Here is an 18,926-nt window from a genome sequence, read left to right as displayed (position 1 = left end):
TGCTGCACGCTCTTACCGTTAACCGACGATCCCCAGATAGCCGTGAACCCCCATATATACGCCGACCATCGCGATGAGTGCGCTGGAAAAATAGGGCGCTTTACGCGCCAGTGTGTTAAACCCGTTCCAGCGTTTGGCCGCCTGTTGCACGCTGATTGCCGCGGCCACGCCCACCGTTACCAGCGTTATCGCCAGCCCGAGGCTGAAGCACAGCACCATGGAGGCACCCAGCGTGAAGGCTTTGAGCTGGATGCATATCAGCAGCACCGTAATGGCAGCAGGGCACGGGATCAGCCCACCGGTCAGACCGAACAGTAATATTTGGCCGTTGGTGACCTCTTTGCCCGCAAAGCGGCGCTGAATATCGGTGGCATGCGCCCGTTCGTGGGCGTCCTGATACGCTTTCGAACCCTCGCTCAGCCCTGCTAACGCGGCATGGTTATGATCGTGGTCATGATGATGGTGATGATCGTCATCGTGGTCATGATGGTGGTGATGGTCGTCATGATCATGGTGGTGGTGATGCCCGTGATCGTGGTCGTGATGCGTCTGGGCCAGCCAGTTCTGCTCTCCCTGCCAGGTTCGCCAGAACATCCAGAACGCGGTACCAAGAATAATAATTGCCGAGATAAACTGCAGCCAGGGCTCGACGGTCTGGGCAGTAAACGCTTTGCTGATATACATCCCGCCGAGTGCAATCAACCATACCACAGCGGTATGCGACAGCGTTGCCGCCAGTCCCAGCATCACCGCCTGTTTGATGGTTCCCTTAATGGCGATAATAAAGGCCGCCATCATCGTTTTGGAATGCCCCGGTTCAAGGCCGTGTAACACACCCAATAAGATCGCACTGGGAATGAAAAACCAGGCGTTGCCTTGCTGAAGAAGCGTAGAAAATTCACTCATGAGAATGATTCTTAGTTGTTTAATTTCGCCTGATTCTACTCCCCCCCAGTATCAAATACTACCCCCCAGTAGAACGACAATGATATTGTCGCTGTAGTCAGACGTTAAAAAGGTATTGCTATGTCACATACGATCCGGGACAAACAAAAGCTGAAAGCCCGAACCAGTAAGATTCAGGGGCAGGTGGCGGCATTGAAAACCATGTTGGATGAACCGCATGAATGCGCGGCAGTATTGCAGCAGATAGCGGCAATTCGCGGGGCGGTAAACGGATTAATGCGCGAAGTGATTAAGGGGCATCTGACCGAGCACATTGTTCATCAGGGCGATGAAATTAAGCGTGAAGAAGATTTAGATGTAGTTCTGAAGGTACTGGATTCGTACATCAAATAAATCAGTTTAACGGCTCATCCACTTACCGAGGAATGAACCGTTAAACAACACGTTCTAGCCAAAAAACATCACAGATACACACAGCAGACCGACAATCAACGTGACCAGGTTACCCACTGAACGGTACGGTTTCAGCGCCGGGATTAGATAGGTAGATAATGTCGGCATGATAAACAGAATCATGGCGATCAGCGGTCCACTTATCGCGTAAATCATTGAAATAGCATTAGGGTTAATGCAGCAGATGATAAACGTAATGGCCGAAACCAACATAATGGACAGGGCGCGGTTAAAAGCCCGGCTTTTCTTCACTCCCACCTGATGCAACGACGTTTTTACCACTTCCGTTGCCCCTTCAATCACGCCAAAGTAGGTGCCGAGGAACGATTTTGACATCGCCACAACGGCGACAACGATCCCGGAAATCGACAGCCAGGCCGGCGCGTTTGGCATCATCGAAAGCGCTGACAGAATGGTCACGCCTTCATTTTTTGCATCCTCGATATAGTTTGTCGGAATCGAAAGCAAACAGCTGAAAACGAAAAACAGTACGCTCAGGCAGATGATGACGTAGGCTACCTTCATGATTTTTTTGCATTTACCCATGGCCTGCTCGCCGTATTTCTCACGACGGTCGATGGCGAACGTAGAGATAATTGGCGTATGGCTAAAAGCGAAAACCATCACGGGAATAGATATCCAAACCTGATGAAGCGTGTGCTGATCGAAAGACATCTGGCCGGTGAGTAGCGTTGGCTGCCAGCTTCCGGTCAGGTAGAGCGAAAGGAATAAAAAGTATGCGATGAGCGGAAACACCAAAAAGCCCATCACCCGGATGGTAGCTTGTCGACCCATCAGAAAAATTAAATTCAGCACCAGTACCACGCCCAAACTGACCAGCATACGCACGCGAAGATCTATCTCGAAATGTTTTGCCAGCTGTTCGGTGAGTGAATTGGTTATCGCCACGGCGTAGATCAGTACCACCACAAAGAAGGCAATAAAATAGAGGGTGGTAATCAGACTGCCGATCTTCTTACCGTAGTAATGGGTGACTGCGCCGGTGATCCCTTCACCTGCAGAGGTTTTTGACGACAGGATAAACTGGCACAGCGCCTTATGCGGCCAGTAGGTTAAAGGCCAGGCGACGAGTGCGGTGATAAACAACACCACCGCGCCTGCAGAACCCAGCTGTATGGGGAGGAAGAGGGTTCCTGCGCCAACGGCAGTCCCATATAGTGCGAAGCTCCAAAGAGTCTCTTCTTTTGACCAAAATTTCGACATTATTTGAACGTATCAACTATAAAATAAACAAAAAGAAGCGCAATTTACCACAAATGGCAGGGGCTGGGGGAGGTGTGAACAAGCTGGAGGGGGATTGGATGAATAGCCGGAACCAAGAAGATTCCGACTATTGTTTGAGTTATCAGGCAGTAACGCGCTGCTGGCGGCGCTTCATAACGCGCTCGCGTAACGTGTCATATGCCCAGTTATAAAACATGGTGTATGGCAGGAAGAACAGGAAGAAACCTATTTCCAGCGTGAATGCCTGAAGCAGGCTGACGTTCAGCACATACGCCACGATGCTCACCCCGATCACAATAAAACCACTCTCAAAACCTAAGGCGTGGAATGCCCGTACTTTCGCCGTACGTTTCACCAGATGTGACGGCCATAAGCGGTCAAACAGAGCGTTATAAATGATATTCCAGATCATCGCCGTGGTAGCGAGAATAATGGTCAGTCCGCCCATTTCCAGCACCGAGCGCTGCATCAACCATGCGGTGGTTGGTGCGAGGATCGCGGTGGCAATGCCTTCAAAGCAGACGGCATGAAAAATGCGCTCCATTAACGAGCGACGTTGGACTGTATCGTGTTGCATAACCTAAAACCTTCTTTGATGCCTGGATAACGGAATGGTGGCAATTTTATCGTTTTATGTGATATCTAAAAGATAGTATCCATCGATAAAGTAGATAGTTCATGCGTTACTCTCCTGAAGCGTTAACGGCATTTGTAGAGACCGTTTCCTGCGGCTCATTTTCTGCTGCGGCCCGTCGCCTACGCAAAAGCCAGTCCACCATCAGTACAGCCGTTGCGCATCTGGAAGCCGACCTTGGTTTTGCGCTGTTTGACCGTTCATCCCGGCAGCCAACGCTGACCGAAGAAGGTAAGCGGGTGCTGGGCTATGTGCAGGCAATTTTGACGGCCAGTGAGCGCCTTGATGAGGCGGCGATCTCATTGTCGGGTGAAACGGAAGCGCGCCTGACCTTCGTGTTGTCAGACACGCTGCACCCGGATGTGCTGGAAGAACTGATGGTGCAGTTTGACCGCAAGTTTCCTCATACCGAGTTTGAATGTCTGATTGGCGAAGATGAAGACGTGATCGATCTGCTGCAAAAAGGACGTGCTCAGGTGGGGTTGATCGAAGCGCGGGAGGATTACCCGACCGACATGGGGGTCACTCGTCTGCCGATGCAATCATGGATGGGGTTATATGTTGCGGCTTCGCATCCGCTGGCGGGCCAGGAAAAACTGCAGTGGGAACAACTCCACACCTGGCGCGAGCTGCGTCTGAATACCTATCTGGAAAGCGGTACCAACGTGGCGCGCGGCCCCGTATGGTCTGCTCCCAACTATTTGTTGCTGCTGAGTATGGCGGTTCAGGGATTCGGCTGGTGCGCGCTGCCTTGCGCGCTGGTAGAAGAATTTGCGGCAGAAAAACCGTTGGTTCAATTGACGCTGCCCGGCTGGCCAAAGGCTATCTCTATCGATCTGTTGTGGAATAAGAAATCCCCGCCTGGCGTGGCGGGAAGTTGGTTGCGCGACCATTTACAGCAGAGTGGCGTTCAGATGACTAATAAATGATACGAATTTCCTTTGTGATAAAAATCACCGTTTTTAAACAACCTTGATAACTATTTTTAACAATCATCTACTATTGCGAGGTTATTTTGCGCTGAGGTGGTGATGAAAGAGGTTGTGATAGTCGGGGCGTTAAGGACACCGATTGGCTGCTTCCAGGGGACGCTGGCGCGCCACTCTGCCGTTGAATTAGGCAGCATGGTGGTCAGGGCGTTACTGGAACGCACGGGCGTGGACGTTCACGCTGTGGATGAAGTGATCCTCGGTCAGGTGCTTACCGCAGGCGCCGGGCAGAACCCGGCGCGTCAGTCAGCCATCAATGGTGGGTTGCCCAATACCGTTTCCGCTATCACCATAAACGATGTCTGCGGTTCGGGTCTGAAAGCGCTGCATCTGGCGACTCAGGCTATCCAGTGCGGCGAGGCCGACATTGTGATTGCGGGCGGGCAAGAGAATATGAGCCGCGCGCCGCATGTCCTGACTGATAGTCGCACCGGGGCGCAACTGGGTAACAGTCAACTGGTCGACAGTCTGGTGCATGACGGGCTGTGGGATGCCTTCAACGATTACCATATGGGCGTTACCGCAGAAAATCTGGCGCGGGAATATGGCATCAGCCGTGAACTACAGGATGCCTACGCGCTGCATTCGCAACACAAGGCGCGGATGGCAATTGACGCCGGACGCTTCAAAGATGAAATCGTGCCAGTGGTAACGCAGCGTAACGGGCAATCGTTGGTAGTGGATACCGATGAACAACCGCGCACCGATGCCAGCGCTGAAGGGCTGGCGCGCCTGGATCCTACCTTCGACAGACTCGGTTCGGTCACAGCGGGTAACGCGTCATCTATCAATGATGGCGCTGCCGCGGTGATGATGATGAGCGAAGCCAAGGCGCAGGAGCTGAATTTACCCATACTGGCTCGCATTCGCGCCTTTGCCAGTGTCGGGGTCGATCCTGCGCTCATGGGGATTGCTCCGGTCTACGCGACGCGGCGCTGCCTTGAGCGCGTTGGCTGGCAACTGGCTGATGTTGACCTTATCGAAGCTAACGAAGCCTTCGCCGCGCAGGCGTTATCCGTTGGAAAAATGCTGGAGTGGGATGAACGGCGAGTGAATGTGAACGGCGGAGCTATTGCGCTCGGTCATCCGATTGGCGCATCAGGCTGCCGGATTCTGGTGTCACTGGTTCATGAAATGGTGAAACGTCGGGCGCACAAAGGCCTGGCAACGTTGTGTATCGGCGGCGGCCAGGGTGTGGCACTTGCTATCGAACGAGATTAACGATCTTAGATTTACCGTCTTAAACGCCTTTCTAAGTGTTTCGCTGCACCTGTAAAAAAGCCCTCCAGCAGGAGGGCAAGGCCAGTTACAGAAACATACACTCTAAACACATTCAACTTATCAAAACGTTGTTTCATTTCATGTGATTAACTGCGCACTTTGTTAGAAAAGTTGTCTTTTCGACCGATGATTTCGGCTGAATTTTCCATTTTTATCCCCACCCTTAATGAATAACTCAACTTATCTTATTGTTATTCATCATTTTATTTAAAACAGCTTCGCTATTTATACGCGCTGGCGTGATCGCACTTACACTTTTGATAATAAGATGCAGAAAAAGTGAAACAACGTTTTACTTATCATTGAAAACCCATTCCGGGAGGGATATCATGAATGCATAAGATAAAACGGAACAGCGTTTTGTTATTCGTTTAAGCATTCACGGTCAATTTATCACTGGAGGTAAATGTGGACGTAAGACAAAGCATCCATAGTGCGCATGCGAAAACCCTGGACACTCAGGGGCTGCGTAATGAGTTTTTGGTCGAAAAAGTGTTTGTCGCAGATGAATACACCATGGTCTACAGCCACATTGACCGCATCATTGTTGGCGGCATTATGCCTGTGGCCAAAACCGTCTCAGTGGGTGGTGAAGTTGGCAAACAGCTGGGCGTAACTTACTTCCTTGAGCGTCGTGAGCTGGGTGTGATCAACATTGGTGGCCCGGGCACGATTACCGTTGACGGTCAGTGCTATGAAATTGGCCATCGTGACGCGCTGTACGTCGGGAAAGGGGCAAAAGAAGTGGTTTTTGCAAGCATCGATGCGGCGAAGCCGGCAAAGTTTTATTACAACTGCGCGCCGGCCCACACGACTTATCCAACCAAAAAAGTCACGCCAGCAGACGTTGCGCCAGTGACGCTGGGCGATAACCTCACCAGTAACCGTCGTACTATCAATAAATACTTTGTGCCAGATGTGCTGGAAACCTGCCAGTTGAGCATGGGCCTGACCGAACTGGCGCCGGGTAACCTGTGGAACACCATGCCGTGTCATACCCATGAACGTCGTATGGAAGTCTATTTCTATTTCAATATGGAAGAAGATACCTGCGTCTTCCACATGATGGGACAGCCTCAGGAAACGCGTCATATTGTGATGCATAACGAGCAGGCGGTGATTTCTCCGAGCTGGTCAATTCACTCCGGTGTTGGCACAAAAGCGTATACGTTCATTTGGGGCATGGTCGGCGAAAACCAGGTCTTTGATGATATGGACCATGTTGCAGTCAAAGATCTGCGCTAGTAGCGGGCGACAGCCTTGCCTGCCTGTGGCGGGCATTATAAAAAATTAAGGATTTACAATGATTTTGAATGCATTCTCTCTTGAAGGTAAAGTCGCTGTTGTGACTGGTTGTGACACCGGTCTGGGTCAGGGTATGGCGCTTGGCCTGGCTGAAGCGGGCTGCGATATCGTGGGTATCAACATTGTTGAACCGACGGAAACCATCGAACGTGTGACCGCACTGGGCCGTCGTTTTTTAAGTCTGACCGCTGACCTACGTCAAATTGATGGCATTCCGGCGCTGCTGGAGAGCGCGGTGGCGGAATTTGGTCATATCGATATTCTGGTCAACAACGCGGGGCTTATCCGTCGTGACGATGCGATCGACTTCAGCGAAAAAGACTGGGATGACGTGATGAACCTGAACATTAAGAGCGTGTTCTTTATGTCTCAGGCCGCGGCGAAGCACTTTATCGCGCAGGGTAATGGCGGCAAAATTATCAACATCGCCTCTATGCTTTCCTTCCAGGGGGGCATCCGTGTACCGTCTTACACCGCGTCTAAAAGCGGCGTTATGGGTGTCACCCGTCTGATGGCGAACGAGTGGGCAAAACATAACATCAACGTTAACGCAATTGCGCCGGGTTACATGGCGACGAACAACACTCAACAGCTGCGTGCTGATGAACAGCGTAGCGCAGAAATCCTCGATCGTATCCCGGCGGGTCGTTGGGGGCTGCCGAGCGACCTGATGGGGCCTGTCGTGTTCCTGGCATCCAGCGCCTCTGACTACATCAACGGTTATACCGTAGCGGTAGACGGCGGCTGGCTGGCGCGTTAATCAGCTTTCCTGTACCGACAAACCCTGCCATCTGGCAGGGTTTTTTTATATTAGGATCATTAAAATCCATATTGTGGTTATAAATTATTCCATATTACTTTCCCTGTATATGGTTCCTTTATTTTTAATATACATTAATATCAATCAATTAAATTTAATTGAGTGATTATCGATAAATTTTAAAATTGGAATATCCATCACATAACGATGTGGTGCAGCAATTTTATCCATGTTTTTGCCGTTTCCCGCCTGACGCTTCCTGTAAGGGATCCCTTACTTTCAATGCCATGGTTACTCTGTATCTGGCAGGAAAAAATGGTCTCAATTAATAATGATGCTGCTTTAGCGCCGCGCACTGCGCGCGATACGCGACGTATGAATATGTTTGTTTCGATCTCTGCGGCCGTCGCAGGGTTGTTATTCGGCCTGGATATTGGCGTGATAGCCGGCGCATTGCCTTTTATCACCGATCACTTTGTCCTGACCAGCCGTCTGCAGGAGTGGGTGGTAAGCAGCATGATGCTGGGCGCGGCAATTGGTGCGCTGTTTAACGGCTGGCTGTCATTCCGTCTGGGGCGCAAATACAGTCTGATGGCGGGCGCGATCCTTTTCGTCGTTGGATCTCTGGGTTCGGCGTTTGCGTCCAGCGTAGAAATGCTCATTTTTGCCCGCGTGGTGCTGGGTGTTGCGGTGGGGATCGCCTCTTACACCGCGCCGCTCTATCTCTCCGAAATGGCCAGTGAGAACGTGCGCGGCAAGATGATCAGCATGTATCAACTGATGGTGACGCTGGGGATCGTGCTGGCCTTTTTATCTGATACGGCGTTCAGCTACAGCGGTAACTGGCGCGCTATGCTGGGCGTGCTGGCACTTCCGGCGGTGTTACTGATTATCCTGGTTGTTTTCCTGCCAAACAGCCCGCGCTGGCTGGCGGAGAAAGGCCGCCATATCGAAGCCGAAGAAGTATTGCGTATGCTGCGTGATACGTCAGAAAAAGCCCGCGATGAGCTGAACGAAATTCGTGAAAGCCTGAAGCTTAAGCAGGGCGGTTGGGCGCTGTTTAAAATTAACCGTAACGTGCGTCGCGCGGTTTTCCTCGGCATGTTGTTGCAGGCGATGCAGCAGTTCACCGGGATGAACATTATCATGTACTACGCGCCACGCATTTTTAAAATGGCGGGGTTTACCACCACTGAGCAGCAGATGATTGCCACACTGGTGGTCGGTTTAACGTTTATGTTTGCTACTTTTATCGCTGTCTTTACGGTAGACAAAGCAGGGCGTAAACCGGCGCTAAAAATTGGTTTCAGCGTAATGGCTATCGGGACGCTGGTGCTTGGTTATTGCCTGATGCGATTTGATAACGGCACGGCTTCCAGTGGGCTGTCCTGGCTCTCGGTTGGCATGACGATGATGTGTATTGCAGGTTACGCAATGAGCGCCGCGCCGGTCGTGTGGATCCTGTGTTCGGAAATTCAGCCGCTGAAATGCCGCGATTTCGGTATTACCTGTTCCACTACCACTAACTGGGTGTCGAACATGATCATTGGCGCAACGTTCCTGACGCTGCTCGACAGCATTGGCGCTGCCGGTACGTTCTGGCTTTACACCGCGCTAAACGTCGCGTTTATCGGGATTACATTTTGGCTCATTCCTGAAACCAAAAACGTCACGCTGGAACATATCGAACGCAAGTTAATGGCGGGCGAGAAGTTAAGAGATATTGGGGTGTAAATGTTGAGACGGAATGTCGGATGACGTCTCATGGAGGCCGGGTAAGCGTAAGCGATACCCGGCTTTTTTATTTAGCACTTTACCCGTGCAGAAAATCTTCGCGAATGGGGGTAAAGGTATCCAGCAGCGTTCCCGGTGTTAAGCAGACGCAGCCATGCATAACATTGGGCTGTTTATACAGGGTGTCGCCTGCTCTAACGATATGTTTTTCGTCATCGATGGTAAATTCAAACTCACCGGACAACACGTAAGTCAGCTGCTCGTGCGGGTGATTGTGCATCGGGCCGATTGCACCTTGCTCAAAGTTTACCTCAACCGCCATCATGTTACCGTCGTGAGCAAGAATGCGCCGGGTAACGCCATTGCCCAGATCTTCAAGCGTGGTCTCTTTATGAAAAATAAACATCCGGCCTCTCCGTTAAATAATAAAACAATGTTTCATTAAATTTATATCATAATAAATCAAAAGAAAATATTGACTAATAGTTGTGGAAAGTTGATCGCATCTTTGGTCCACTGAAAAAACAACAACGAATAAGGGGAAATGATGAAAACGATCGGTCTGTTAGGTGGTATGAGCTGGGAATCCACCATTCCTTATTATCGACTCATTAATGAAGGGATTAAACAGCGTTTGGGTGGTCTGCACTCTGCGCAGATTCTGTTGCACAGCGTGGATTTTCACGAGATTGAAGCCTGTCAGTCAAGCGGTGACTGGCAGCGGGCTGGGGAGATCCTCGCGCAGGCCGCCATCGGACTTCAGCAAGCCGGAGCGGAAGGGATCGTGCTGTGTACCAACACCATGCACAAAGTTGCTGAGGCGATTGAAACTGCCTGTGATGTGCCGTTCTTGCATATTGCCGATGCGACGGGCCGGGCGATACAAAAGCAGCAGATGCGCAACGTGGCGCTACTGGGCACGCGTTACACCATGGAGCAGGATTTTTATCGCGGGCGCTTACAGGCTGAATTTGGCATCAGCACGCTTACTCCTGAAGCTGATGACCGTCAGAGAATAAACCAGATTATTTTCGACGAATTGTGTCTCGGTGAGTTCAATGAAACCTCCCGCGACTATTACCTGAGCGTCATTGATCAGTTGGCGAAACAGGGCGCGCAAGGGGTGATCTTTGGCTGTACCGAGATTGGTCTGTTAGTTCCAGCCGAGCTAAGCCCACTCCCGGTTTTCGACACGGCGGCAATCCATGCGCAAGATGCGGTGGCGTTTATGCTTTCGTCTGTGGATGCAAAATAGCCTCCAGCGGATCGATAAGCCTAGGGAGATGGGCTTGCAGATGTGCTGTAAAAGCATCAACCAGCGCTGAGGCGGGGCGATGAAGTGGGTGAATCAGACTGACCGTAAAGGGTACTGAAATACTGAAGCGGCGGATAACGACTCCGCTGCTGGCGTAATCCAGTGCGGTGAGTGGGTTGACCACTGAGATCCCCACACCCGCCCGCACCATCGCGCAAATCGAAGCGGCGCTGTGGGTTTCTATCACCATACGGCGCTTCACCTGATGCTCGTTGAAAAGGGTATCCAGTAGCTGGCGGTAACTGTCGGTCCGCGACAAGCTGATGTAGTTCTCTCCCTGAAAATCCTGCGGCGTTAATACCGCTTTCTTGGTCAACGGATGCCCCTGTGGCAGTACACATACTTCATCCAGCGCCAGCAGCTCGGTGCGTTTTGTTCCGGCAGGCGTTTGCAACGTTTCCGTTAACCCCAGATCGTGGCGCTGTGCCGACAGCCACTCTTCCAGCAGCGGCGATTCCTGCGGCACTATCTGAATATTGACCTGCGGATAGCGCGCGAGAAATGGCTGCAGCAGCGGCGGTAAAAAGGACTGTGAGAATACCGGCAGACAAACAATCGATAATTCTCCCTGGCGAAACTCACGCAGGCTCTCAGCGGCGCTCACAATTCTGTCCAGGCCATACCATGAACGTTGCACCTCTTCAAACAGACGTAGCCCCTGTACCGTTGGGTGCAGTCGCCCGCGGCTACGCTCAAACAGCGTTAACCCCAGCACTTTTTCGAATCTTGCCAGTTCCCGACTGACGGTGGGTTGTGAGGTGTGGAGCATGCGTGCGGCTTCCGTCAGATTGCCTGCGGTCATGATGGCGTGGAAAATTTCGATGTGACGCAGGTTAACGGCGGGCATAGCTAATCCTCGAATGATCTAATCCATATCATTTTTGCATAGACTCACGATAAAACGATATTTTTTATTCTTTTCGGGCTGTGGCGTAATCATAAAAAAGCCACTATCGGAGCACAGCATGCCACGCCCACTCAACAGCACAGACACCGACCTGACCGCCGACAATCTGTTACGCCTGCCCGCAGAATTTGGCTGCCCGGTATGGGTTTACGATGCGCAAATCATTCGGGCGCAGATTGCCAAACTCAAACAGTTTGACGTGGTGCGTTTTGCCCAGAAGGCATGTTCGAACATTCATATTCTGCGCCTGATGCGTGAGCAGGGCGTGAAGGTTGATTCCGTCTCGCTTGGCGAGATTGAACGTGCGCTGGCGGCAGGCTTTGTGCCGGGGAAAGATGAGATAGTCTTTACCGCCGATATGATTGATAAAGCGACGCTTGCGCGGGTACATGAATTGAGTATTCCGGTAAATGCCGGGTCGGTAGACATGCTGGAGCAACTGGGCCAGGTCTCGCCGGGTCATCGCGTGTGGCTGCGCGTAAACCCAGGCTTTGGGCATGGGCACAGTCAAAAAACCAATACCGGCGGCGAAAACAGCAAGCACGGCATCTGGTATAGCTCACTCCCTGCGGCGCTGGAAGTGATTCAGCGCTATAAGCTGAAGCTGGTGGGGATTCATATGCATATCGGCTCCGGCGTAGACTACGCGCATCTGGAGCAGGTATGCGGCGCGATGGTGCGCCAGGTGGTTGAATTTGGTCAGGATCTGGAGGCGATCTCCGCGGGGGGCGGTTTATCAATTCCGTATCGCGAAGGTGAAGAGGCGATCGACACCGATCACTACTTTGGTTTGTGGAGCGCCGCACGAGATCAAATAGCTAAACATCTGGGACACGCCGTCAAACTGGAGATCGAACCCGGGCGCTTCCTGGTGGCGGAAGCAGGCGTGTTGGTGGCGCAGGTGCGTAGCGTAAAAGAGATGGGCAGTCGTCACTTTGTGTTGATCGACGCGGGTTTCAACGATCTTATGCGCCCGGCCATGTACGGTAGCTATCACCATATCTCCGCGCTGCCGGGGGATGGACGTTCTCTGGATCATGCGGCGCAAATTGAGACGGTGGTGGCCGGGCCGCTGTGTGAATCCGGTGACGTGTTTACCCAGCAGGAAGGCGGAAATGTGGAGACTCGTCTGCTGCCTGCGGTGGTGCCGGGTGATTATCTTGTGCTGCATGATACCGGGGCGTATGGAGCTTCAATGTCGTCAAACTACAACAGTCGCCCGCTGCTGCCGGAGGTTCTGTTCGATAACGGCGTGGCGCGACTCATTCGCCGTCGTCAGACTATTGATGAGCTGTTAGCGCTGGAACTTATTTGATTGAATGCCGGATGGCGCTTGCCTGCCATTCGGCATTTAATTACTTAAAGTACGGTCCGGGCGTTACTGAATCACGCAACACCAGTTTGCCGGTAAACGGTGGGATCGGCTCCACGCTTTCGCCGTTGGCCAGCCGGATAGCCTGGTCTATGGCCGTAGTTATCATGGTATCAATCGGCAGATAAACGGTAGACAGCCCCGGCTCCAGCCATTTGGCGCTGGGTGCGTCATCAAAACCAAACAGTGAGACGTCCATTGGGATCCTCAGTCCGGCCTGATGTAACGCTTTTGATGCACCTAATGCCATGTCATCGTTACAGGCGAACAGGGCGCTGAATTTTACCCCTTCCTCCAGCAGTTCAAGACACGCTTCGTAGCCTCGTGTCATCGTGGAATCGCCGTATTTGATCTTGCTCGGATCCCAGGGAATACCGTTTTTTTCCAGCGCCTTACGATACCCCATCAGACGTGATTTGCCGGTAGGGGTATGCCCTGGCACGGTGATGCAGGCAATATCGCGATGTCCCTGCGAGATCAGATAATTAACCGCCTGATACGCGGCGTCTTCTTGTTCGAAGAAAATCGCGCGATCCCGGGCCTGACTGACATTCCGGTTAATGACCAGCAAGGGCATATCAATGCTGTTCATCAGCGACAAAATCGCCTTTTCACTCATATAGCGGGTATAGAGAATAATGGCGTCGCACTGCCTGTCAGCCAGCATTTGTACGGCTTCCAGCTCCCGCTCCGGCGTGTCGTGGCCGTCGGTGACGATCAACTGCTTGCCGTGAGACTCCGTCTGGCGCGAAGCCTGTTGCAGCAGGCGACCAAAGTAGAAGCCATCAAATGTGGAAACCACCAGACCAATGCTGTTGCTGGTGCGATTCGCCAAAGAGCGCGCTAAAAAATTGGGCCGATAATCGAGTGCCTGCATGGCCTTAAACACTTTCTGGCGCGTGCTCTCTTTTACCTGACCCGTGCCATTCAGCACGCGCGAAACGGTCGCTTTTGAGACGCCTGCGTGTCGTGAAACGTCCAACATCGTAGTCATGACGCAATCCTGGTTAATCGTTTGACGTTGAATTCCCTGGCTCTGTCAGCGTCGAAACGGAATGGCGACGCACCAGAGTTGGGTTAAAGATGTGGGTAATTTCAGGCTCGGGACGCTTCTCCGCCAGCGCGAGTGCCAGTTCGGCGGCCTGGGTGGCCATCGTCACGATGGGATAGCGTACTGTGGTCAGACGTGGGCGAACATAGCGGGAAATTAGCACGTCATCAAAGCCAATCAGCGATATTTCTCCCGGCACATCAATGCCATTGTCATTCAATACGCCCATGGCGCCAGCCGCCATTGAGTCGTTGTAGCAGGCTACCGCAGTGAAGTTTTTGCCACGGCCAAGCAACTCGGTCATTGCCAGTTCACCACCGCTTTCATCCGGTTCGCCGAATGTCACCAGCCGATCGCTTACCGGTATATTGCTCTCCGCCAGCGCGTCGTAATAGCCTTGCAAACGATCTTCTGCATCTGAAATCGTGTGATTGGAACACAGATAACCGATGCGCGTATGGCCTTGCTGAATAAGGTGTCGGGTAGCGAGCCACGCGCCGAATCGGTCATCGAGGGCAACGCAGCGTTGTTCGAATCTCGGAAGAATTCGGTTAATCAAAACCATACCGGGGATTTGCTTCATTAATGAAGCCAGTTCAGCATCCGGGATAATTTTGGCATGGACAACAAGTGCTGCACAGCGGTGGCGAATGAGCTGTTCAATCGCTTGACGTTCCTTCTGTTCGTTATGGTAGCCGTTGCCAATCAGCAAAAAATTTCCGGTGTTATAGGCCACCTGCTCGACAGCTTTAACCATTGCCCCAAAGAATGGATCGGACACATCACCGACCACCAGGCCGATGGTTTCTGTTGATTGTTGTGCCAGCGCCCGCGCATTGGCATTGGGGTGGTAGCTGAGTGATTCCATTGCACTCGTTACGGCCAGACGCGATGCTTCGCTGGCTTTAGGGGAGTCATTGATCACGCGAGAAACGGTGGCGACTGATACACCAGCCAGTCGGGCTACATCCTTTATGGTCGCCATGATAGTACCTGTTGTGGGTAAACGCTTACATTCCGTCAGTGTTACGGAAAATGGCTGACTGTTCAAGCAGATTGCCCGTCAGGACGTCGCAAATGTGAGCGCGCGCGAGCGAGGCAAGACAGAAAAACAGGAAATGCTAATTTTTGCTTACACTTTGCGATGCGCTGTTGCGATTGTTAGCTGGTGGGAGAACGGAGCGGATTGCTAGAGTTGGGATCCCAGAGGTATTGATAGGTGAAATCAACTTTCGGGTTGATCACTAGAATTACACCAGCCTGCGCAGATGCGCAGGTTTTTTTTATTTTCAGCCTGTCTGTAACAGTAACCGATAATTTACACAACTCGTTGCATTTGGGTTCATTCCTTTGCGTTTTCGCGCTGGCGTATCTGGCTGCTGACGACCACAATCAAGATCCCAGAGGTATTGATTGGTGAGATTATTCGGTACGCACTTCGTACCTGTCTCTTGCACCGACCTGCGCGGATGCGCAGGTTTTTTTTCGGATTGTATTTACCAGTAATCTGTCGCGCCCCTTCTCCAACTCGTATACTCTCCCACCATTGATGGTTATATAATTAATGGCACAGGGAGTTGAGATGCTATTTGGCCTTTTTCGTAATCTGTTTCGCGTGCTTTTCCGCGTTCGCGTCACGGGCGATGTCAGCGCGCTACAGGGAGAACGCGTTCTAATCACTCCCAACCATGTCTCATTTATAGACGGCATCCTGCTGGCACTCTTTTTACCGATTCGTCCCGTCTTTGCTGTTTACACCTCGATCAGCCAGCAATGGTATATGCGCTGGCTAACCCCGCTGATTGATTTCGTGCCGTTAGACCCAACCAAACCGATGTCGATTAAGCATCTGGTTCGCCTGGTCGAACAGGGTCGTCCGGTGGTTATTTTCCCGGAAGGGCGTATTTCTACCACCGGTTCGTTGATGAAAATATATGATGGTGCCGGGTTTGTTGCCGCTAAGTCGGGAGCGACGGTCGTTCCTGTACGCATCGAGGGCGCAGAGCTTACCCGCTTTAGCCGCCTGAAAGGTCTGGTTAAACAGCGATTTTTTCCGCGTATTCAACTGCATATCTTGCCGCCGACCCAAATGCCGATGCCGGAAGCGCCGCGTGCTCGCGATCGCCGTAAAATCGCCGGTGAAATGCTGCATCAAATTATGATGGAAGCCCGCATGGCGGTACGCCCGCGTGAAACGCTGTACGAGTCGCTACTGGCGGCAAAATACCGTTTTGGCGCAGGCAAAAACTGCATTGAAGATGTTAACTTTACGCCGGACAGCTACCGCAAATTGCTGACGAAGACACTCTTTGTGGCCCGTATTCTGGAGAAATATAGCGCCGAAGGCGAAAAAATCGGCCTGATGCTGCCAAATGCGGGGATCAGCGCAGCGGTTATTTTTGGCGCGATTGCGCGTCGACGCATTCCGGCCATGATGAACTACACCGCGGGCGTGAAGGGATTGACCAGCGCCATTACTGCGTCCGAAATCAAAACGATCTTCACTTCCCGACAATTTCTCGATAAAGGCAAACTCTGGCACTTGCCTGAACAGCTTACCCAGGTGCGCTGGGTTTATCTGGAAGACTTAAAAGCTGATGTGACCTTTAGCGATAAGCTGTGGATCTTCTCACATCTGCTGGCTCCGCATCTGGCACAGGTAAAGCAGCAGCCGGAAGAGGCTGCGGTGATCCTCTTTACGTCTGGTTCGGAAGGCCATCCGAAAGGTGTGGTCCACAGCCACAAGAGCATTCTGGCGAACGTTGAGCAGATTAAAACGATTGCCGATTTCACCGCCGATGACCGCTTTATGTCGGCGCTGCCGCTGTTCCACTCTTTTGGCCTGACGGTGGGATTATTCACGCCATTACTGACCGGCGCAGAAGTGTTTCTTTATCCCAGCCCGCTGCATTACCGCATTGTGCCGGAGCTGGTCTATGACCGGAACTGCACCGTGTTGTTTGGTACGTCAACGTTCCTCGGCAACTATGCGCGTTTCGCGCATCCGTATGACTTCCACCGCCTGCGCTATGTGGTAGCGGGAGCGGAAAAACTGCAGGACAGCACAAAGCAGCTGTGGCAGGAGAAATTTGGCCTGCGCGTTCTTGAAGGCTATGGCGTGACGGAATGTGCGCCGGTGGTGTCGATCAACGTACCGATGGCGGCAAAATCCGGCACGGTAGGGCGTATCCTGCCTGGTATGGATGCCCGACTGTTGGCCGTGCCGGGCATTGAGGATGGTGGGCGTTTACAACTGAAAGGTCCTAATATCATGAGCGGCTATCTGCGCGTTGAAAAACCGGGCGTGCTGGAAGTGCCGACGGCAGAAAATGCGCAGGGTGAGATTGAGCGCGGCTGGTACGACACCGGAGACATTGTGCGCTTTGATGAAAACGGCTTTGTCCAGATCCAGGGGCGCGCCAAACGTTTTGCGAAAATTGCCGGAGAGATGGTCTCACTGGAAATGGTTGAGCAACTGGCATTGGCGGTGTCTGCAGACAAAATGCATGCCACGGCGATCAAGAGCGATGTCAGCAAAGGTGAGGCCCTGGTGCTGTTCACTACCGACAGCGAACTCACGCGAGAAAAACTACAGCAGTATGCGCGGGCGCACGGCGTACCTGAACTCGCCGTACCGCGTGATATACGCCACCTGAAGCAACTTCCATTACTTGGCAGCGGTAAGCCGGATTTTGTTACGCTGAAAAGCTGGGTCGACGAGGCGGAAAAACAACATGAGTGAGTCAGTGCACACTAACACGTCAATCTGGTCCAAAGGGATGATGTCCGTGATCGCCGCGCAGTTTCTGTCGGCGTTTGGCGATAACGCGTTGCTGTTTGCTACACTGGCGCTGCTGAAGGAGCAATTTTATCCGGACTGGAGTCAGCCAATCCTCCAGATGGTGTTTGTGGGCGCTTACATTCTGTTTGCGCCCTTTGTTGGACAGGTGGCGGATAGCTTTGCCAAAGGCAGGGTGATGATGTTCGCGAACGGCCTGAAGCTGCTGGGAGCGGCGAGTATTTGCTTTGGCATTAATCCGTTCCTCGGGTACACGCTGGTGGGGATTGGCGCGGCGGCGTATTCACCGGCCAAGTATGGCATTCTCGGTGAACTGACCACCGGCGACAAACTGGTGAAAGCCAACGGCCTGATGGAAGCTTCCACCATTGCTGCGATTTTGCTCGGGTCCGTCGCTGGCGGCGTTCTGGCCGACTGGCACGTGATTGCTGCGCTTTCTGCTTGTGCACTGGCCTATGCAGGCGCGGTGGTCGCTAACGTGTATATTCCGAAGCTCGCCGCGGCTCGCCCAGGCCAGTCCTGGCATCTGGGCAAAATGACGCGCAGTTTTTTCTGTGCCGCAACCTCACTGTGGCGCAATGGTGAAACGCGTTTCTCATTGGTCGGAACCAGCCTTTTCTGGGGCGCGGGCGTCACGCTGCGTTTTCTGCTGGTGCTGTGGGTTCCGGTGGCGCTCGGCATCACCGATAACGCCACGCCTACCTATCTCAATGCCATGGTAGCGATCGGGATTGTTGTCGGCGCAGGGGCGGCTGCGAAACTGGTGACGCTGGAAACTGTGTCGCGCTGTATGCCTGCGGGGATACTGATCGGCGTCGTGGTGCTGATTTTTTCTCTTCAACATTCGCTGCTTCCGGCCTACGCGTTGCTGCTGCTTATCGGCGTGTGTGGTGGGTTCTTTGTGGTGCCGCTGAATGCGTTACTGCAGGAGCGGGGTAAGAAAAGCGTCGGTGCGGGCAATGCGATTGCGGTGCAAAACCTGGGCGAAAACAGCGCGATGCTGCTGATGCTGGGTATTTACTCACTGGCGGTTCTGGTGGGGATCCCGGCGGTCGCGATTGGGATTGGGTTTGGCGCGCTGTTTGCGCTGGCGATTGCGGCGCTGTGGATTTGGCAGCGCCGCCGGTAACATTGCCGGATGGCGGCGTTGTCTTATCGGCCTACAGCAAGAACGA

17 protein-coding genes are annotated in these 18,926 nt (G+C 52.6%); 10 read left to right on the top strand and 7 right to left on the bottom strand.

Annotation, left to right across the window (positions count from 1 at the left end):
• Positions 1-18: 18 nt before the first annotated feature.
• A complete protein-coding gene (locus ACU8YC_RS15075) occupies positions 19-906 on the bottom strand; it encodes a nickel/cobalt efflux protein RcnA (RefSeq protein WP_446895495.1) in 888 nt (295 codons plus the stop codon).
• A gap of 120 nt (positions 907-1,026) precedes the next feature.
• Between ACU8YC_RS15075 and rcnR the strand changes: the two genes are divergently transcribed.
• Positions 1,027-1,299 (top strand): Ni(II)/Co(II)-binding transcriptional repressor RcnR, encoded by a 273-nt coding sequence (gene rcnR / locus ACU8YC_RS15070; RefSeq protein ID WP_003825567.1) that lies wholly within the window; start codon positions 1,027-1,029, stop codon positions 1,297-1,299.
• Positions 1,300-1,353: 54 nt separating this feature from the next.
• On the opposite strand, the gene ACU8YC_RS15065 is transcribed toward rcnR, so the two are convergent.
• Both ACU8YC_RS15065 and ACU8YC_RS15060 read right to left on the bottom strand, forming a co-directional pair.
• On the bottom strand, positions 1,354-2,583 hold the full coding sequence (locus ACU8YC_RS15065) for an amino acid permease (RefSeq protein ID WP_187253155.1): 1,230 nt from the start codon (positions 2,581-2,583) through the stop codon (positions 1,354-1,356).
• 142 nt (positions 2,584-2,725) lie between these two features.
• The gene (locus ACU8YC_RS15060; protein ID WP_040232158.1) at positions 2,726-3,181 is read right to left on the bottom strand and encodes a multidrug/biocide efflux PACE transporter; all 456 of its coding nucleotides are present in this window, start codon (positions 3,179-3,181) and stop codon (positions 2,726-2,728) included.
• A 101-nt stretch (positions 3,182-3,282) separates the two neighbouring features.
• On the opposite strand from ACU8YC_RS15060, the gene ACU8YC_RS15055 reads away from it, so the two are divergent.
• From ACU8YC_RS15055 to araE, 5 genes are all read left to right on the top strand, one after another.
• The gene (locus ACU8YC_RS15055; protein ID WP_151218296.1) at positions 3,283-4,167 is read left to right on the top strand and encodes a LysR family transcriptional regulator; all 885 of its coding nucleotides are present in this window, start codon (positions 3,283-3,285) and stop codon (positions 4,165-4,167) included.
• 102 nt (positions 4,168-4,269) lie between these two features.
• The gene (locus ACU8YC_RS15050) at positions 4,270-5,448 is read left to right on the top strand and encodes an acetyl-CoA C-acetyltransferase (RefSeq protein WP_151224288.1); all 1,179 of its coding nucleotides are present in this window, start codon (positions 4,270-4,272) and stop codon (positions 5,446-5,448) included.
• Positions 5,449-5,916: 468 nt separating this feature from the next.
• Complete coding sequence (kduI, locus tag ACU8YC_RS15045) at positions 5,917-6,753, top strand: 5-dehydro-4-deoxy-D-glucuronate isomerase (RefSeq protein ID WP_151218295.1); 837 nt, start codon at positions 5,917-5,919, stop codon at positions 6,751-6,753.
• Positions 6,754-6,811: 58 nt separating this feature from the next.
• Entirely contained in the window at positions 6,812-7,573 is a 762-nt protein-coding gene (gene kduD, locus ACU8YC_RS15040; RefSeq protein WP_446895494.1) for a 2-dehydro-3-deoxy-D-gluconate 5-dehydrogenase KduD, read from the top strand.
• Positions 7,574-7,888: 315 nt separating this feature from the next.
• Entirely contained in the window at positions 7,889-9,307 is a 1,419-nt protein-coding gene (gene araE, locus ACU8YC_RS15035) for an arabinose-proton symporter AraE (protein ID WP_414078092.1), read from the top strand.
• A gap of 79 nt (positions 9,308-9,386) precedes the next feature.
• Here the strand turns inward: araE and ACU8YC_RS15030 are convergent, their stop codons facing one another.
• Positions 9,387-9,713, bottom strand: a complete 327-nt coding sequence (locus tag ACU8YC_RS15030; protein WP_278238351.1) for a cupin domain-containing protein — start codon at positions 9,711-9,713, stop codon at positions 9,387-9,389.
• Positions 9,714-9,854: 141 nt separating this feature from the next.
• Here ACU8YC_RS15030 and ACU8YC_RS15025 point away from each other — a divergent pair, with 141 nt between their 5' ends.
• Positions 9,855-10,562: an aspartate/glutamate racemase gene (locus tag ACU8YC_RS15025; protein WP_187253153.1), complete on the top strand. Its 708-nt coding sequence runs from the start codon at positions 9,855-9,857 to the stop codon at positions 10,560-10,562.
• Here ACU8YC_RS15025 and ACU8YC_RS15020 read toward each other — a convergent pair.
• Positions 10,534-11,469, bottom strand: a complete 936-nt coding sequence (locus tag ACU8YC_RS15020) for a LysR family transcriptional regulator (RefSeq protein WP_151218293.1) — start codon at positions 11,467-11,469, stop codon at positions 10,534-10,536. The genes ACU8YC_RS15025 and ACU8YC_RS15020 overlap by 29 nt on opposite strands.
• 118 nt (positions 11,470-11,587) lie before the next feature.
• Between ACU8YC_RS15020 and lysA the strand changes: the two genes are divergently transcribed.
• On the top strand, positions 11,588-12,844 hold the full coding sequence (lysA, locus tag ACU8YC_RS15015; protein ID WP_286538358.1) for a diaminopimelate decarboxylase: 1,257 nt from the start codon (positions 11,588-11,590) through the stop codon (positions 12,842-12,844).
• 40 nt (positions 12,845-12,884) lie between these two features.
• On the opposite strand, the gene ACU8YC_RS15010 is transcribed toward lysA, so the two are convergent.
• Entirely contained in the window at positions 12,885-13,895 is a 1,011-nt protein-coding gene (locus tag ACU8YC_RS15010; RefSeq protein WP_446895493.1) for a LacI family DNA-binding transcriptional regulator, read from the bottom strand.
• A gap of 13 nt (positions 13,896-13,908) precedes the next feature.
• The gene (gene galR, locus ACU8YC_RS15005) at positions 13,909-14,937 is read right to left on the bottom strand and encodes an HTH-type transcriptional regulator GalR (protein WP_446895492.1); all 1,029 of its coding nucleotides are present in this window, start codon (positions 14,935-14,937) and stop codon (positions 13,909-13,911) included.
• Positions 14,938-15,534: 597 nt separating this feature from the next.
• Here galR and aas point away from each other — a divergent pair.
• Together aas and lplT are read left to right on the top strand one after the other, a co-directional pair.
• Positions 15,535-17,694, top strand: a complete 2,160-nt coding sequence (gene aas / locus ACU8YC_RS15000) for a bifunctional acyl-ACP--phospholipid O-acyltransferase/long-chain-fatty-acid--ACP ligase (RefSeq protein WP_187253149.1) — start codon at positions 15,535-15,537, stop codon at positions 17,692-17,694.
• A complete protein-coding gene (gene lplT / locus ACU8YC_RS14995; RefSeq protein ID WP_151218290.1) occupies positions 17,687-18,880 on the top strand; it encodes a lysophospholipid transporter LplT in 1,194 nt (397 codons plus the stop codon). The genes aas and lplT overlap by 8 nt, the downstream gene beginning before the upstream one ends.
• Positions 18,881-18,926: the final 46 nt, after the last annotated feature.

The sequence above is a fragment of the Citrobacter sp. VF227 genome (assembly GCF_052950715.1).
The sequence above is the reverse complement of the archived record's forward strand: the minus strand, read 5'-3'. Positions and strand labels throughout refer to the sequence as shown.

Coding starts and splice junctions, on each gene's coding strand:
- rcnR (WP_003825567.1), top strand. CDS start 1,027: ATGTCACATACGATCCGGGACAAACAAAAGCTGAAAGCCCGAACCAGT.
- ACU8YC_RS15025 (WP_187253153.1), top strand. CDS start 9,855: ATGAAAACGATCGGTCTGTTAGGTGGTATGAGCTGGGAATCCACCATT.
- ACU8YC_RS15055 (WP_151218296.1), top strand. CDS start 3,283: ATGCGTTACTCTCCTGAAGCGTTAACGGCATTTGTAGAGACCGTTTCC.
- ACU8YC_RS15020 (WP_151218293.1), bottom strand. CDS start 11,469: ATGCCCGCCGTTAACCTGCGTCACATCGAAATTTTCCACGCCATCATG.
- lplT (WP_151218290.1), top strand. CDS start 17,687: ATGAGTGAGTCAGTGCACACTAACACGTCAATCTGGTCCAAAGGGATG.
- ACU8YC_RS15065 (WP_187253155.1), bottom strand. CDS start 2,583: ATGTCGAAATTTTGGTCAAAAGAAGAGACTCTTTGGAGCTTCGCACTA.
- ACU8YC_RS15075 (WP_446895495.1), bottom strand. CDS start 906: ATGAGTGAATTTTCTACGCTTCTTCAGCAAGGCAACGCCTGGTTTTTC.
- ACU8YC_RS15010 (WP_446895493.1), bottom strand. CDS start 13,895: ATGACTACGATGTTGGACGTTTCACGACACGCAGGCGTCTCAAAAGCG.
- ACU8YC_RS15030 (WP_278238351.1), bottom strand. CDS start 9,713: ATGTTTATTTTTCATAAAGAGACCACGCTTGAAGATCTGGGCAATGGC.
- araE (WP_414078092.1), top strand. CDS start 7,889: ATGGTCTCAATTAATAATGATGCTGCTTTAGCGCCGCGCACTGCGCGC.
- galR (WP_446895492.1), bottom strand. CDS start 14,937: ATGGCGACCATAAAGGATGTAGCCCGACTGGCTGGTGTATCAGTCGCC.
- aas (WP_187253149.1), top strand. CDS start 15,535: ATGCTATTTGGCCTTTTTCGTAATCTGTTTCGCGTGCTTTTCCGCGTT.
- kduD (WP_446895494.1), top strand. CDS start 6,812: ATGATTTTGAATGCATTCTCTCTTGAAGGTAAAGTCGCTGTTGTGACT.
- lysA (WP_286538358.1), top strand. CDS start 11,588: ATGCCACGCCCACTCAACAGCACAGACACCGACCTGACCGCCGACAAT.
- ACU8YC_RS15050 (WP_151224288.1), top strand. CDS start 4,270: ATGAAAGAGGTTGTGATAGTCGGGGCGTTAAGGACACCGATTGGCTGC.
- ACU8YC_RS15060 (WP_040232158.1), bottom strand. CDS start 3,181: ATGCAACACGATACAGTCCAACGTCGCTCGTTAATGGAGCGCATTTTT.